17 protein-coding genes are annotated in these 16,033 nt (G+C 40.3%); 6 read left to right on the top strand and 11 right to left on the bottom strand.

Annotation, left to right across the window (positions count from 1 at the left end):
• The first annotated feature begins 129 nt into the window (after nt 1–129).
• Complete coding sequence (locus SK32_RS14140; RefSeq protein WP_048212948.1) at nt 130–1,608, top strand: hypothetical protein; 1,479 nt, start codon at nt 130–132, stop codon at nt 1,606–1,608.
• Between the two features lie 2 nt (nt 1,609–1,610).
• The gene (locus tag SK32_RS14145; RefSeq protein WP_048212949.1) at nt 1,611–2,513 is read left to right on the top strand and encodes a DNA adenine methylase; all 903 of its coding nucleotides are present in this window, start codon (nt 1,611–1,613) and stop codon (nt 2,511–2,513) included.
• 291 nt (nt 2,514–2,804) lie between these two features.
• On the opposite strand, the gene SK32_RS14150 is transcribed toward SK32_RS14145, so the two are convergent.
• The 6 genes from SK32_RS14150 to SK32_RS14175 are packed head-to-tail and all read right to left on the bottom strand — an operon-like array spanning nt 2,805 to nt 4,752.
• Nucleotides 2,805–3,269, bottom strand: coding sequence for a hypothetical protein (locus tag SK32_RS14150; protein WP_048212950.1), 465 nt, complete (start codon nt 3,267–3,269; stop codon nt 2,805–2,807).
• 1 nt (nt 3,270) lies between these two features.
• Nucleotides 3,271–3,507 carry a hypothetical protein gene (locus tag SK32_RS14155; RefSeq protein WP_048212951.1) on the bottom strand — a complete coding sequence of 79 codons (237 nt, stop codon included), beginning with the start codon at nt 3,505–3,507 and terminating at the stop codon, nt 3,271–3,273.
• The gene (locus SK32_RS14160) at nt 3,504–3,917 is read right to left on the bottom strand and encodes a hypothetical protein (RefSeq protein ID WP_048212952.1); all 414 of its coding nucleotides are present in this window, start codon (nt 3,915–3,917) and stop codon (nt 3,504–3,506) included. Before SK32_RS14160 ends, SK32_RS14155 begins: the two co-directional genes overlap by 4 nt.
• Nucleotides 3,910–4,251 (bottom strand): hypothetical protein, encoded by a 342-nt coding sequence (locus SK32_RS14165; protein ID WP_048212953.1) that lies wholly within the window; start codon nt 4,249–4,251, stop codon nt 3,910–3,912. The genes SK32_RS14160 and SK32_RS14165 overlap by 8 nt, the downstream gene beginning before the upstream one ends.
• Nucleotides 4,241–4,570 carry a hypothetical protein gene (locus SK32_RS14170; RefSeq protein WP_048212954.1) on the bottom strand — a complete coding sequence of 110 codons (330 nt, stop codon included), beginning with the start codon at nt 4,568–4,570 and terminating at the stop codon, nt 4,241–4,243. The genes SK32_RS14165 and SK32_RS14170 overlap by 11 nt, the downstream gene beginning before the upstream one ends.
• A complete protein-coding gene (locus tag SK32_RS14175) occupies nt 4,567–4,752 on the bottom strand; it encodes a hypothetical protein (protein WP_048212955.1) in 186 nt (61 codons plus the stop codon). The genes SK32_RS14170 and SK32_RS14175 overlap by 4 nt, the downstream gene beginning before the upstream one ends.
• Nucleotides 4,753–5,088: 336 nt before the next feature.
• On the opposite strand from SK32_RS14175, the gene mobQ reads away from it, so the two are divergent.
• The 3 genes from mobQ (at nt 5,089) to SK32_RS14190 (ending at nt 7,652) form a co-directional block, all read left to right on the top strand.
• Complete coding sequence (mobQ, locus tag SK32_RS24015) at nt 5,089–6,381, top strand: MobQ family relaxase (protein ID WP_053065232.1); 1,293 nt, start codon at nt 5,089–5,091, stop codon at nt 6,379–6,381.
• Nucleotides 6,382–6,743: 362 nt separating this feature from the next.
• Nucleotides 6,744–7,238, top strand: a complete 495-nt coding sequence (locus SK32_RS14185; protein WP_023214636.1) for a DUF4755 domain-containing protein — start codon at nt 6,744–6,746, stop codon at nt 7,236–7,238.
• Between the two features lie 36 nt (nt 7,239–7,274).
• A complete protein-coding gene (locus SK32_RS14190) occupies nt 7,275–7,652 on the top strand; it encodes a hypothetical protein (RefSeq protein WP_048212956.1) in 378 nt (125 codons plus the stop codon).
• Between the two features lie 909 nt (nt 7,653–8,561).
• On the opposite strand, the gene SK32_RS14195 is transcribed toward SK32_RS14190, so the two are convergent.
• From SK32_RS14195 to pdxR, 3 genes are all read right to left on the bottom strand, one after another.
• Nucleotides 8,562–8,765, bottom strand: coding sequence for a helix-turn-helix transcriptional regulator (locus tag SK32_RS14195; RefSeq protein WP_048212957.1), 204 nt, complete (start codon nt 8,763–8,765; stop codon nt 8,562–8,564).
• A 432-nt stretch (nt 8,766–9,197) separates the two neighbouring features.
• Complete coding sequence (locus SK32_RS14200; RefSeq protein WP_048212958.1) at nt 9,198–9,923, bottom strand: GNAT family N-acetyltransferase; 726 nt, start codon at nt 9,921–9,923, stop codon at nt 9,198–9,200.
• A gap of 228 nt (nt 9,924–10,151) precedes the next feature.
• The gene (gene pdxR / locus SK32_RS14205; protein ID WP_048212959.1) at nt 10,152–11,621 is read right to left on the bottom strand and encodes a MocR-like pyridoxine biosynthesis transcription factor PdxR; all 1,470 of its coding nucleotides are present in this window, start codon (nt 11,619–11,621) and stop codon (nt 10,152–10,154) included.
• A gap of 126 nt (nt 11,622–11,747) precedes the next feature.
• Between pdxR and SK32_RS14210 the strand changes: the two genes are divergently transcribed.
• Nucleotides 11,748–12,206 (top strand): GNAT family N-acetyltransferase, encoded by a 459-nt coding sequence (locus SK32_RS14210; protein ID WP_048212960.1) that lies wholly within the window; start codon nt 11,748–11,750, stop codon nt 12,204–12,206.
• An 868-nt stretch (nt 12,207–13,074) separates the two neighbouring features.
• On the opposite strand, the gene SK32_RS14215 is transcribed toward SK32_RS14210, so the two are convergent.
• Both SK32_RS14215 and SK32_RS14220 read right to left on the bottom strand, forming a co-directional pair.
• Complete coding sequence (locus SK32_RS14215; protein ID WP_048212961.1) at nt 13,075–14,361, bottom strand: MFS transporter; 1,287 nt, start codon at nt 14,359–14,361, stop codon at nt 13,075–13,077.
• A gap of 78 nt (nt 14,362–14,439) precedes the next feature.
• Nucleotides 14,440–16,032: an N-acyl-D-amino-acid deacylase family protein gene (locus SK32_RS14220; protein WP_048212962.1), complete on the bottom strand. Its 1,593-nt coding sequence runs from the start codon at nt 16,030–16,032 to the stop codon at nt 14,440–14,442.
• Between the last annotated feature and the right edge of the window lies 1 nt (nt 16,033).

Raw genomic sequence — 16,033 nt, forward strand, 5'->3', positions numbered from 1 at the left:
AAAGATGTTAAACTCATTGACAAAACTGGGAGGTTTGCGCATGTTTTATTCAGATAAATCGCAGACAATCCTATCGAGGATAGACAGACATTTTAGCTAACATTCTCACTATTTGAATATGGAAATTTTATGGCTACTACACAACAATTGAAAGTAAAAGAACTAGTTTTAGATCTTAAAAATTTTCGAACAGTCGCCCAAGATAACGAAATTGATGCCATCAAAGCTATGATTACTATTAGTCCTGATTATTTTTGGGGGCTCATGAATAGCTTACTTGATGATGGATACCTTCCGACAGAAAACATTATCATACTTCGCGAAAATAACATATATCTTGTAAAAGAAGGGAATCGTCGCATCGCTTCACTTAAAATAATACATGGATATGTAGATAAAAATAATTTTGACTTGCCATCAGAAATAGAAAGTAGAATAAATGCGTTGCCGAATACATGGCAAGTTCAAAATGAAATGATCCCATGCACAATTTATGATACAGATGAGGCTGATTTAGTCGATAAAATTGTTACTCTTACTCATGGTAAAGGTCAAAAAGCTGGACGCGATGACTGGGAAACCGTTGCTCGAGCGAGACATAACCAGCAAGTAAATTCAGCCCCTGAGTATGGCTTAACACTGCTTGAGAAATACCTTGAACATGGTCAAAACCATTCAAATGAACAAAAGCTAAGATGGTCGGGAAAATATAACCTATCTGTTTTAAATGAAGCACTCCCTAAAATATATGAGAGAGTTGACTGCACTTCAGTTATGGATCTAGCACTGAACTATCCAAACATAAAATTTAAAAAAGAATTAGAATCAGTTATCTATGCCATTGGTTTAGAGGAATTGAAATTTCCTGATATTCGTACATCCAGTGATTTCTTAATACGGTACGGGTTCCCACCGCTGAACACGAAAAAAAACACAACCAATACCAACTCAAATAATACATCTTCATCTACCCAAAATGGTCCTACAGGGACTACTAACTCATCCGCAAACAATTCATCACAGAATAGTTCAGGTAGTTCTGGAACAAATGGAACCGCCGCTAATAGCTCAACGCCAAATAGCAATACTTCTGCAGCTAATAATGGTTCTTCGTCTACAAAAAAAACAGCCACCTCAACAAACGACATAAAAACAGTAAGAAAATTATTGCGCAGCCTGAAACTATTTGGACCAAATAGATCAAAACTATTCGATATTAGAAAAGAAATGGAAAAATTAAAGCCTGAGGAACATCCCATCGCATTTATTTTTCTTCTAAGATGCATGATTGAAATATCTGCTAAGGCATATTGTGATGACATAAGTTCATCCCAAGGCTCTCCAAAATATGTTAAAACAGATGGTAGCGACAGAAACCTAGCCGATGTATTAAGAGACATTGTAAGTTATTTAACCCAAAATAAAACTGACAAACAAATGGTAAAATTATTGCATGGCCCATTAACAGAAATAACGCGCCAAGATGGTTTATTGTCAATAACCTCGATGAACCAGCTAGTGCATAATCCAAACTTTGTTATCCGTAGTAATGATATTCCGGGTCTTTTTGTATGCATTTTCCCACTAATTGAAAAAATGAATAACTAATTATGGCTAAATATAGAACACCACTAAGATACCCCGGCGGGAAACAAAAGCTAACCCCTTTTGTTTTGGAACTAATTATTGCGAACGGAATGGAAGGCTGTCAATACGTTGAACCGTATGCAGGTGGAGCCGGTGTTGCAATGCAGCTTCTCATTGATGGACATGTGAAAAATGTTCATCTCAATGACTCATCTTATCATATCTATGCATTTTGGCATTCAATATTAAACAATACGGAAAAATTCTGTAATCAGATATCTAAGTCATTATTAAATATTGATGAATGGAAAAAGCATCGTGAAGTAGTACGTCATCCATCAGAGCATAGTATTTTTGATGTTGGTTTTTCGACCTTTTATTTAAATAGAACTAATCGCTCAGGAGTATTAACTGGCGGGGTTATTGGTGGATTATCACAAGAAGGTAAATGGAAAATTGATGCAAGATTTTCACATTCAGAGCTAATAAATCGTATAGAGTTAATTGCATCCAAAAAAGACAGTGTTTTTGTTTATAATAAAGATGCAGAGGATTTTTTTGCTGAAAATGTTATAGCCTTTCCCGAAAATACTTTCATGTATTGTGATCCGCCTTACTTTGATAAAGCAAGTGGCCTATATCTTAATTATTATAAGCCAGAAGACCATGAGAGAATAGCTAATACAATACAAACAATCGATAATATCAAATGGATTGTTTCATATGATGGTGTTGAAAACATACTCAGCTATTATAAAAACAGGAAAAAATTCCTCTATCAGCTTCAATACAATGTTGCTAAAGTATATAAAGGAAACGAAGTTTTCATTTTTTCAGATGACATGGTCATTCCTAGAGATTCTGGCTTGAACTATATTTCTCATGCATTGAAGAATAATCCACAAGTATTTGAAGCACGTGTTTGATTTAACGCACTATGAACATGTTATAACATATGTTGCTAAAAGGGCTTTTCGGCCCTTTTTCCCCCACTAATTAATATACTGATCCTCCCTTTACTCAGAGCCAACTATCAAATCTCAGTGTGTGCTTTTTCATGTAAGCCCACCTAATATAGCTTAACAGGTGGAATGTCTCACTACGTGAACCTCCCACCTATACAAATGTTTTTTAATCTATGTGTCATCAAGAACAATAGCGGAACCCTTAAAAGGGAACCCCCACCATTCTTCTTGACGTCCTAAATATAGGAGTTGTCATTTAGTCTTATTGGAGATATTGCGGCGTTCCATGAATGACTTATAACGTTCTTCAGCTTCTTTTTGAAACTTTTCAGCATCAAATGTTGACGTCTCTATTTTTATCTTTTGTTTTAACTCCGCATCTAATCTTTTATTCTCTCTCAACCTTTCCTTTTCGGATAATATAAGTTTATAGTATTTTAATTTAATGTTAAAACTTTCTTTGACTAACTCATTAGGATCAAAATCTATTTTATATTTTCGTAGAAGCCTCAATATATTATCTATAGTCATTTTTTTCGCTTCCTTTTTTATTCTCTTTTCTTCATGATCTTTTCTCCTTTTTCCGTATTTTAACCAATGCTTAAAATTATAGCCGCTGTAATGCTGCCATTGATATATTTCAGCGGCATACATCACCGACAACATACAAATAATAAAAAATACAACCATAAAAACCACACATATTAAATAATACATATCAGCCCCCGCCTTTCCTTCTATATTGTTCTTTTATTAATGCTACATGATATTTTTTTGCGTTGCTTATACTTACATCAGCAGAGTTTCTAGCAGAAGCAAAAGCACTTGAAACAACAGAAGCAATAATAGCAACTAAGAAAGCAGCAACAAAAAAACCCATCGCTGGCCCCATAAAACTAGCCCCACCGTCATCTATTGCTGGTTTTGCTTTTGCTAATAATGATAATAGGCTCATATATTTCTCTCTTCTTCAATGTTTTTAATCGCTGTTTCTATTCTTTGTTTTACAAAGTCTCTAAACGCATAACCTATTATTCGCGCGTCTTCACATATATCTAACTCATCTTTTTTATGAAAATATAAATCAGCGTTTAAAAGCTCTTCGCTTTGAATATTTAACATTTTACTAGCAAGTGATATTCTAATAATATTTCGCACTTCTAAATCCAAGCTTGCTCTATTATGCTTATTCAAAAGCTGGAGCGGATGAAAATCTTTTTTTCTTTTCATTTCTTGCATATCATTATCAAAATCTATCATTAAAAAATGTAAGCAAGTAAAAGACGTATCATAGAAGTTTAAGCGGTTCATCATATCCGCCGCCCCCTCTTTTCGAGGGTTCGGGTTAGGTCTTAAGTTATTCATCTGCTTTACTCCTTTTCTTGTTGTTTTTTAGCTTCCATTCATTCAGTCTTTTATCGCCTTCAACTTTTAAGAACTCACGCTGATCGTGTATTCTTTTCAGTATTAGACTATTAGTTAATGCTCCTATTAACAAAGAAATATCATTCGCAAAATCTAATGTCTCGATGTTATTCTCTCTAACTATTCTTATTAGTTCAGCGCCGACTTTTATTTTACGTGTCGCATCTTTTTTCCTTTCTTCTGCCTTCATTTCTTGCTCCATTCTATTCAATAAGTTTGCTCTTTGCTCAATTTCTTTTTTTACTTTATTATATTTCTCTATATTAAACGCCATTTTTTGAACCTCTCTTTTCTTTTATCGTAATAAAAAAAGCAATCAACCCACTGATCAATAAAATTGGTAAAGTTAAAATAAACCCTACCAATAACACTAATGAAAATCCGATCACGCCGGACATCTCATAGAGATTTCCGAACAATATGCTTTCGTTTTTATACTCAATCATATTCTGTAAAACAGACCTTTTTTCAAAATCTTTTTCTTTTAAATAGTCTTCTCTATATTCATAATCTTCACAACTCAAAGGAATTTCCACAGTGTTATCATTCAAATACTCATTATCATAATAGTCGTAATCATTATTCCCAATCATTCTAGAGCTCCTCCTAACGTGTCATAAACAACAGTAAAATCATTCTCATGAGAAAGAAGATTGTAAGTTATAAATAAGCTTGTCCTATAAACAATATCTGTATTTTCATCCTGTAGTTTTTGAATAATCAACTTAACAAGATCAGACGCTGCCACTTCAATTTTTTTATCAATATCATTCATGTTCCACCTCTTTTATTTTTTTGATTTCTGTTATATATATTAAGTAATATAATTATTTATTTAAGTAAAGCGCGATATATATTTTTTTGTTTTTATAACGCATCTTTCAGATAAAAGGTTCACGTGCGGCGGCTATTTTAGTTTTACTAAAAACTACAATAGCGCACTTATACATTCTTCGAATGTGCGCGCCCCATAAATGGGGATTTACTAACGCATAAAAATAAAAAGCAACATTCGCTTTATGCTCAATATTACTTAATCTATTTTTAAAAAAGCAAATATATTTTGCTTATTTTAAAAAGTATGTGCTTTCAATATCAGGAGATAGAAACAATGGCAATATTTCATACGAGTGCTCAAACAATAACACGCAGTAAGGGGCATAGTAGCGTAGCTGCGGCAGCTTATCGCCACGGCGAAAAGTTAACGGACGAACACACAGGAGAAATCCACGACTATAGCAAAAAGAAAGGTATTTCAGACAGTGTGATATTAATGCCTGAAAGCGCAGACCGTAATTTTTTAAAACCTGCATATTTATGGAACACGATAGAAAAAAGCGAAAAAAGAAAAGATGCGCAGTTAGCACGCGAGTTTAATATTGCGCTTCCTGTCGAAATGACAGACGAACAAAAAAAGGCGTTAGCAATAGATTTTTGCCAAGAGCATTTTGTAAAAAATGGAATGATTGCTGATATAGCTTTTCACAAGCTCGATAGCGACAACCCACATTTTCACGTAATGCTAACTACTCGCCGCCTTACTCCTGATGGTGCAGGGTTCGGGCAAAAGGTCAGAGAATGGAACAGCAAAGAGCAGCTACAAGAATGGCGCAAGAGCTGGGCAGACACAGCGAACGAGCACATGCAAAAGGCTGGCATCGATGCGCGTATTGATCATCGTTCATTGAAAGAACAAAAAACAGAGCTTGACGCTATCCTCCCCCCTCTCAGAACGGTTGAGCAAGAGGCGCAGTCTATCAGCTTAGACAGACCGCCGACTATCCATAGAGGCCATAGCCGCAATCCAGAGCGACAAGCACGCTTTGACGTGCTCAAAGAAGTGAAAGTATCACAAGAGGCAAAAGCACTTAACCACATTGAACAGAAACAGCTTAAGCCCTCGCCGCTGGCTCCTACTTCCTCCCCTGCCGCATCTTTGCAAGATGCTACACAGGGAGGCAATGAAAACAACCCGCAAAATAAACTCGACGAAGTTGGCGAATATCTTCAATCTGAACTCAATAAAGCAGATCTTAATGCGGATAATGAAATCAAAGTTCACACTACTAAAAATAATAGTAAAAGCAGTTCAGCAGCAGCTATAGGTTCAACATCAAATATTAATTTAACCGATGAGAAGGTAGATAAGAATCTACACTTAACAGAAGCACAAAAAGAAGAGTTAGAGGATTTAGAAAATAAAGAAGCAGCAGCGAAGAAAAAAGCTTATCTGATGGGCGGCGCTGTCGTTCCTGAACTTTCTCAAGATAACAAAACACAGTCAAAAAGTGAGTTTAAAAATAAGCTTCATACAGCTAAACAATCATTATCATTAACTGAACAGAGATTTAATGAAGAACGTGAAGCATATGAGAACAGAAGAAACCGACCAATAACGCCCTAAATATTTTGCTCATTTTTTATCCTCAATGAATGACTTAGAGTCATATTCACTTTAAACAATTGATAGTATTGGTTTATTTCCGCCTACCGTCGTATCGTTTATATCGATCAAAATCGACATAATGATAGTTATTACCTATCATAACGACTCTATCGATCGATTAAAACAATTAAAACACCGATCGATAAGCACTTTTTAATCGTTAGAAACTATCAATATTAAATAATTGATCTGTAATAACGATCATTTTACTTGAGAGCAGCCCTCCTCATGGTATGCTCGGAGCGTGGAAGATCGGGCGAATCACCTTGGTATCTTCATGATTAAGCTAAAAACTATCGCTCTATGAGGAATGAAATTTTATGAAAACCGAAAACATTATTTTTCTTTTTTGGGCAGTGATTTTTATCCTGATTCTCTGCCAACTGTTTTACTTTGGCCCTAAAAAAAGAAGATATCTCAATACTTACACAGAGGTATTAGATGGTGATGTCCTCTCATATGAATGTCAAAACACCGGTGTAGTCATTGATACTAAAAAACACACAGTACGTATTTTCAATACAGATAAGGACAGCACTTTCAAATACGACAACATCAGGGAAATAAATTATACGCTATCCGAAGCCGGAAAAATTTATAGCACAGGTAATAATCTAAACTCTATGATAAAGTCCGCTGGGGCTAACAGTAATGAACAAATGTTAGCTAATCAGCGTTCCGGTATTTTTATACTGACAGATGATATAAAAAATCCTTCATGGAAAATCAATCTACCAATGAAAAACAAAACATCATCGACCAATCAAGAGATCTGCGATCGCTGGCTTCTCATTTTTAATAAATACGTTTTATAACCTTGTTATGTTTTATAATTTATATTTGGAGTTGATATGAAAAGATTGATTGCGGCAGCATTTATTATTCTTCCTTTGGCGAGTTGTACCGTTTATGGAAACAAATCTATTAAAGACGAGACACAGCAGAATATAGCATCTAAGATTATCAAGGGTAAAACTACTCAACAAGATATCCTTCGTTTTTATGGGGAGCCTCAGACTAAAGAAACTAACGATGGTAAAGAAATGTGGGGGTATTCCGTTATGTCCGGTGAATCCCAGATTTCAAATTACATACCGGGATTAGCATTATTAAAGAACAGCAGCACAGCGCACATGAAAGATCTTGAGATCTGGTTTAAAGGTGATGTTGTTGAACGCTATACCTTTAGACAAACGGCTGGTAAAACTTCTCGCGGTTTGTTAGATTAATCTAAATCGAATACCATTTTATCTATTAAAGAAGTTGGCGTAATCCGACTTCTTTAACTTTTATCCATGATCTGACTTCACTTATATTTCCATTAGCTCTTCATTAAATAGCACTTTACTTTTTATTTGTGGTTTTATATTTATTTTTATTAAAAAACTTTTGTACTAGTAGTACTAATTAATTAATTTAAAAGTTTTTGGTTTTAAGGTTTTGGGGTTTGTGTTTTAGCGGGGCGGCTTTCAGCCGTAGTAGTTTTCCTCCGAAGGAGGAAATAGTTTTTCTTTAAGCATTCCCCCCCTACCCCCCACGCCAAAAAGGCTAAAATAGAGAGATAGGAGATGCTCATTGCGCCTTGAAAATATTCAGAACATTTCCATCCTGATATTTCCCCCACGACCCGCGCAAACACAAATCATGAAACTTTCAAACAACTCTCGTTTTACTAAAGAGCCTATACTACCGTCTGTAAATTTTTTAGATTGTGCGATTCAGGTTGGCAGCTACGCGTCATCCGGCACTGCCACAATAACATAAGAATTGCCAAACACTTGAGGAACCTTCATTCTTATACCCGATACACAGGATTAGCGTTATTGCTTTATTAAAGATTAAAATCTTCTGGAAGTGGTATTTAACATGAGTTAAAAGTCGGCGAAGAGTTTTTAATATTCTGTATCTTTATATTATATAAATCTATATATAATATCAGTCAATAGATAAAATCAAAAATATTTCAAAAACACGATTAGATAAAAATAAAAAAGACCAGTTCAAAAACCAGTCTTTTATTTTAAATAAATGATATTTTTCATATGTGGCTCTAAAACGCTCTATCCGCGATTTTGAGAGATTTTCTACTTTTAATGACTAATCCCGTCAGGAATAAATCAAAAAGCATGTAATAACATTCAGGCGGCTTTATTTCTTGAGAAATAAATCTTTTCATCAATCCACGCATCTATTTCACTTTCGACGAACCCGATTGCACGATCACCGATTTTTATAGGTGAAGGGAATTCGTCACGACTAATCAAACGATAAATCCAAGCTTTACAAAATCCTGTTCTTTCCAGAACTTCAGGTAGACGTATAAAGTTGTTTTTTTCTTTCATTTATCTCTCCCATTGTTTTTCGACAGAAGCTATTATTCGAATATCGCTTATGACGATCAACAATTTTTTTAGCAAAAAGTGCTTTTTTAGTTGACTATTTTAAATTGACAGTCATTCAATCCCCTTCGGAAGTTGAACTCATGAGTTCAACTCCTCACCGCTGTCATGACATTCAAAATGTGACTGATTTTTAGCCACAATACTTTTTTTATCCCTCTATTGCACCTTAATGTAAAATACAAATAATTAATATATCTAATAATCAAAGTATTAAAGTATGGATTACAGGGACGCCAGCCCAAAATTCTCCATCGATGATTACCAGAGTCATCCGATGAAGTCCTAAGAGCCCGCACGGCGCAAGCCCTGCGGGCTTTTTTGTACCCGTTACAGACCGAGAACATCCAGCCAAATCCAGAGAAAATTGGGCACCTATGCCGTCGTGCTTTCATTGTTTATCAGCGTTGCCAGGCGCTTAATCTGTTGTCCTTTGCTATCAAAATTACCCTCATCAAGCCACAGAGTGAACGCTTCGCGTAGCGCTGGGTATTCACTATCAATGATCGAATACCACGCGGTGTCCCGATTACGCTGGTGCACAACAACGGCCTGCCGGAATATGCCTTCAAAGGTAAAACCAAAGCGTGTTGCTGCCGCACGAGAAGGCGCATTAAGCGCATCGCATTTCCATTCAACGCGGCGATACCCCAGCCCCTCAAAAACATAGTCTAACAGCAGCGACATGACCTCCGTTGAAACCCGCGAACGTTTCATGCGTGATGAATAGGTCACCCAACCCACTTCTATTACGCCATTCGTTGCATCAATGCGCATAAGTGCCAGCGTGCCGACAGCCTGCATGCTGGCCAAATCGATTACAGCAAAATGCATGGGGTCGGTCTGCGTCGCAATCTTCGTTAAATAGCTTAAGAAAGAATCAAAGGTCGTGAATGGCCCTGTCGCGAGATAGGTCCAGTCGCGAGAGTCAGGCGTATCGCAATAGGCGTCATAAAGCGTCTTTGCGTGGCGTTCGACGTTAATACGCTCAAGTTTGCAATAACGACCGGTGATGTGCTGAGCCGTAGGAAATCGCGCACCTTGCCAGTCAGGTAACGCTAAACCAACGGGTTGCTGGAATTCATTAAACGTGGATGACATGCTATTTACCTCTCATAATAGAGTGTCAAATGACTGCAGAGTAAGAGACAACTGACAGGGTAAAAAGAACCACAATGGATGTTTTTAACAGATCCACATGACGATGCTATACCGAACATCAGCACCGTATTGCTTATCCGCAATTAAAAAATGCCGGTCATGCCACTGTTGTGGAAATAAGAAATACTGACATTATTACGTGCCATCGCTATCAGCATCAAAGCGACGCTACATGGCATGGGCAAGACGACGAATACCCTCAACAATAACCTCTGGCGGGTGATTCGCAAAACCGATCAAAATCCCCTGCCGGGAGATATCCCCATGATAATAATGACTCAATGATTGAATCCCCAACCCCAGCATTCTGGCTTTCAGTTCGACCTCATCTCCGGTCAACCCGGCATGCAACCAGCAGACAATATGCACCCCAGAATCAGAAGGCTGAACGGTCATTTTATCGGCAAGATAGCATTGAATAGCATTGACCAACGCCGTTCGCCTCTCGTAGCATGCCTTACGAACCCGTCGTACATGGCTGGCGTAATGTCCTTCTTCAATAAAACTCGCCAGTACCGCCTGCTCAAGATAACTGGAGCCAATATCGGAAAAATATTTTGTCACGATAAACTGTTCTTTTAATCCTGGCGGAACAACTAAAAAACCTAAACGAAATTCTGGGTACATCATTTTTGAAAATGTCCCTGAATATATTACCCGCTGATGCTGATCTAACCCCTGCAAGGCTTGCAAAGAGCGTGCGGCATAACGAAACTCACTATTGTAATCATCTTCAAATATCCATGCCCGGTTAACCCGAGCCCATTCCAGTAGCTCAAGTCGTCGGGATAAACTGAGTGTCCCGCTAAGCGGGTACTGATCGGAAGGAACAACATAGGCCAGTTTCGCATGAGAGAAATGATTAATGCCGTATTGAACATTCATTCCTTCGTTATCCACCGGCACAGGTCTCACAGTTGCCCCTGTTGACATAAATACCCCGCGCGCACCTTTATAACCAGGGTCGTCCAGCCAAACGTCATTTCCTTTTGTAAGCAACGCCCGGGCAGTAATATTTAACGCCTGCTGAATACCGTTTACGATAATTATCTGATCTTCACTACAGTTAACCCCTCGCGTTGTTTTCACGTAGTGACAAATTGCTTTCCGTAAGGGATAAAACCCGCAGGGGCTGGTATGAGAGCCGAGTTGATGCCGGGATTGTCTCCAGACTCGTCCCAGTAACTTGCCCCATAATGAATGAGGAAAGAGATCGGTACAGCCCACACCGACGGCAAACAGACGGTTCATTTCACGCCCTTCAACATCGCCAGACCATAAACCACGAACGGATACGATATCCGCATTTAGCTGCCCATCAACAGGCAGTTCATCTCCTTGCTGTAATTCAGGATAAAGACCGCTGATGCTGCGGTCAGGAAGACTTGGCGTGACAAAGGTTCCAGCGCCTTTGCGCGTCTGAATATACCCTTCGTCTAACAGCCGGTCATAACCCGCAATTACCGAGTTCCGTGAAATTGACATCATCTCGGACAGTCCCCGGGTTGAGGGTATCTTTGTCCCTGGCGGCAAACGGCCTTCTACGATTGCGTTGCGTAGCGCATGGTACACCTGTTCCTTAATAACGCCTTGCTCTAAAAAAAGCTCCTGAAATAAAGGTGCACTATTTTTTTTCATTGCACTCACTCTTACGTTAAAAGTGGATCCTGGAAATATTTGCAAAGTGTCTCTTTGCGGTGGCTTACGCAATATTTAGGATAACCGCCATAGAAAACCACTCTGACTAAAATTATCAGGAGACCTATGAGTAACCAAAACACAACTGCACCGATTACTATCGAACCCGTCACCCAGCAAGACTACGCGGGCTGGCTACCGCTTTGGATAAATTACCAGATTTTTTATCGTACTGAAATTTCAGACAAGGTCACACAATTAACCTGGGGGCGTTTTCTCAATCCTGTGGAGCCTGTTTTCTGCGCTGTCGCAAAATCTGACGGTAAAATTGTCGGTCTGGTACATTATCTCTTTCACCGCTCAACCTGGGCGGAGTCTGATTATTGCTATCTGGAGGACTTATTTGTTAGTGAAGAAACCCGGGGCAAACACATCGGCAAGCAGCTTATCGAGTATGTTCAAAAACACGCCCGCAAGCGCCATGCGGCAAGATTATACTGGCACACACATGAAACAAACCTCCGCGGTCAGCGCCTTTATGACTGGGTTGCCAGCAAGAGTGGGATGATCGAGTACCGTATGTAAAATAAATAATACCCATTTAATCGGGTAGTTCTATGTAAACATCCCCCCGTACTGTACCTTCATTTTTCAACACATCGTCTGCGGCTCTGTTTCGCAAAGCCGCAGAATCCGAAATCATCAGATTTCTGAGACCAAATACCCGCTACGCTAAAAAGTGATATATTCATATATTTTAAACTTTCCATCAATAAACAAACATTAATTTTCAACACGTTGCACATATCTTACTGCTCATGAGTTTTATTTTCACATAAAATGTCCCTACACTTGTTTTGCATCTCTATATTGCCGGAGCGACCTCTAAACAAGCCGCCGGGTTGCATCGGTGCGGCATGAGATAATATATCAGTAAATATACTTTCGCATACTTTTGGGTGATATCAATTTGGCTAACTGGCGATCTGGAGATGTTTGAGGCGCTGGGTAGTGAAATAATAGTGTAACCAGGCGGGATGTTTTCCCAACATTAACGCGTTACTTTCACACATAAAGGAGAAAAACAGGGTGCCGGAATAGCAACTTACGCAGCCCTGGCTTTGTCATAGTCTCCTGTTTTATTATTAATAATTAACCCTGAAAATATAGAGTGACAATGCAATTGTTCTAAATGTAGTTCATCCACCAAAGAGATATATAAAATAGCCAGAGTTTTAAATCACCTTGACGCCTATACAAATTGTTACCCTAATAACAATGTTATACGCACCTATCCCGACCCAGGAGAAATAAACAGTAAGACATCTTATTTTTGCAGTTTAAAAAAACTACTATTGTTTTTCTTAGAGAGAGCGATTAAAGGTTTAATTTAACAGCATAACTGTAAATCCTGTGGCTCTGGAACAGCAGAACCACAGGCGTTTGACACTAATCAGGCTTTACTGGGTATTGCACCTACGGCATGCGAACCTTTTACGGTCAACGTCACCACGGCGGAACATAACAGTGCGGCGATCATAAAGATAAATGCACTGTTGTAACTTCCGCCGCTGCTTTGGATAAGCCAGCCAATAATCGGCGCAGAAACCACCCCCGCCATCTGACCGCCAAAGTTAACAATACCGGAAGCCCGCCCCATGATATTGCTGGGGATGGTATCCATTAAAATGCCCCAAAATGTCGCCATGGCAAAAAACATAAACAGCGCAGAGATACACTGATAAACCACCGCCATATCCGCGCTGCTGACGCTGAAGGTCAGATACAGGAAGCCCGCCGCAATAACCGACGTCACGACATACAACGTCTTGCGCATCGGTTTGAATTTATCTGAGCAATATCCGCCGATTAATGTCCCACCCGCGCCAAACAGGAACGGAATTGCCGCCATCACTCCCGTCTTCGCCAGTGAGAATTCACGCACGGTAATCAGGTAGCTTGGCAACCAGGTTGAAAACCCCCAGAAGGTGATATCAAACAAGAACCAGATACTGGCCATCTGCCAGAGCACCGGCATCTTGAGCACGTCTTTAAACGCGATAGCGCTCGTATTTTGCAGGCCGCCCTGATCGTCAGCGGCTAAATCGGCCAGATCCTGTTGCGTAATCGCAGGGTGATCTTTCGGGTTGTCACGTGTGAATAAGTAGATACCCGCAGCAATAAACAGGCCCGGGATCCCCAGCACAATAAAGACCATGTGCCAGCCAAACGCCCCGATAATACTTGCAGCGACCACCACCGCCAGTGCGGGGCCTAAGGTATTTACCGTTGACTGAATTGCTGTAGCTCGACCGCGTTCTTTCGAAGGGAAATAGGTGGAAATCATTTTCCAGGAAGCTGATGGGAAGCACCCTTCGCCAATACCGAAGAAGAAGCGAACAGCCAGCATCAACGGCAGCGTTAATACCGCACCGGTTAAGCTGGTGAAAACTGACCACCAGGCAATACCAATAGCCATAATTTTACGTGAGCCAAACTTATCCGCCAGTAAACCACCGGGGATTTGGAACGCGGCGTAACCAATGAAAAAGGCGCTAATAATTAAACCTTGTTGAGTTGTATCAAGATTTAAATCTTTGCCGATATAAGGCAACGAAACGCTCATGACCATTCTGTCGAGGAACGAGAGTAGCCATGCCAGCCAGATTAATGTCAGGACGGTATATCTTGCTTTCCAGGTCTTAGGTTTACCTGAAGGTAAAGATGTTTGTAGGTTCATTGTGATGTCCTTGGGGTGTAGTGATCTACCGCGGCCATAAATGGTCGCGATAGATCCATGCGTGTTTAGCGTTATTTATTAATATTGTTTTCTGATAACAGTACCGCTACAGGCATAACTTTCCGTGCCATTAATTAAGGCTATGCGTCCATTAACCATCACGATTTCAATCCCTTCCGGATACTGATTAGGTTCAACAAATGTCCCCTTATCCGCAATAGTCTTGGGATCGAACATCACAATATCCGCCGCATACCCTACCTTCAGCAGTCCGCGATCCTGCAGACCCAACACCTCAGCGGGTTTGCCTGTCATCTTGCGGATTGCCGCTTCCCAGCTCAGGCATCCTTCTTCACGCACGTATTTACCCAGCACGCGCGGGAAGGCGCCAAACACACGTGGGTGTGGTTTACCCGCGCCCATCAGTCCGTCAGTGCACACGTTCTGTTCCGGCCGGCAGAGAAACTTAATGACGTGTTCTTCAGTGCCGTAAAAGTCGACCATGCCAACGGCGTTTTCTTCTTCAAACAACAGATCGAAGGTAGCGTTGTACGGATCTTTACCGCGCAATTCCCCCAGTTGAACAAGGTTCAGACCAACAGCATCCTGATTTTTCTCTGTCTTGACGCTGGTGACAAAAATCTGATCCAGGCCTGCAAAATCAATGAAGTTATCCCAGCCAGGAATGCCCTGCTGGATATCCTCTATCATTTTGGCGCGCAATTCAGGCGAGGCCAGACGCTCAAGTAATTTGTCCGTCCCGCCAGAGTGGACCCACGGAGGCAGGATCACGCCGAGCATGGTGCTTCCCGCCACGTACGGATACTGGTCGTAAGAGATACGGATCCCCTCTTCCTGGGCCTGCTCCAGCATGCCCAACATCTGGTCAATCAGCCCCCAGTTTTTCTTCCCACAGACTTTCATATGTGAAATATGCAACCAGACACCGGTGGCTTTAGCGATATCGATCAGTTCCTGCGTTGAACTGATGATATCGTCAGCCTCACTGCGCTGGTGTACCACAAAGATCCCGTCATATTTCGCCGTGACCTTGCACAACTCAATCATTTCAGCGGTATCACCAAAAGCACACGGCATATAGATAAGCCCAGTTGAAAGACCAAACGCGCCGGCTTTTAGCTCACGTTCAAGGACTTCACACATCTTCGCCACATCTTCAAGCGTGGAAGGGCGTCCATCCAGGCCCATCGCTTCCATGCGTACGTTACCGTGTGGCACCAGATATGCCAGGTTTGTCGCCGGATGTCGGGATGCCAACAGGTTGAGATAACCGTCCGTGTTTTTATATTTCCAGTCAATTTTGTCGGTGTCGCCGTCCAGTCCAGCAATATTTTTACGCCATGCCGGAATATATTCCTCCGGCAATGGTGCCAGCGCTACGCCATCCTGCCCCAGCAACTCGGTAGTAATCCCCTGGCGGATTTTCGCTGACAGCGCAGGATTAATAATGGCTGACAGATCAGAGTGTGTGTGAGTATCAATAAAGCCCGGGCAAATAATTTTCCCTGTTGCATCAATAACCTGTTCATTGATGCCAACATCAATTTGACCAATTTCGACAATATGCCCTTCATCAACCATTACATCGGCAATTCGGCCTGGATTACCCGTTCCATCAATCACATTTCCGTTTTTAAAAATGGTTTTCATC

It is taken from the genome of Citrobacter sp. MGH100 (genome assembly GCF_001034465.1).
GTDB lineage: Bacteria > Pseudomonadota > Gammaproteobacteria > Enterobacterales > Enterobacteriaceae > Citrobacter > Citrobacter youngae.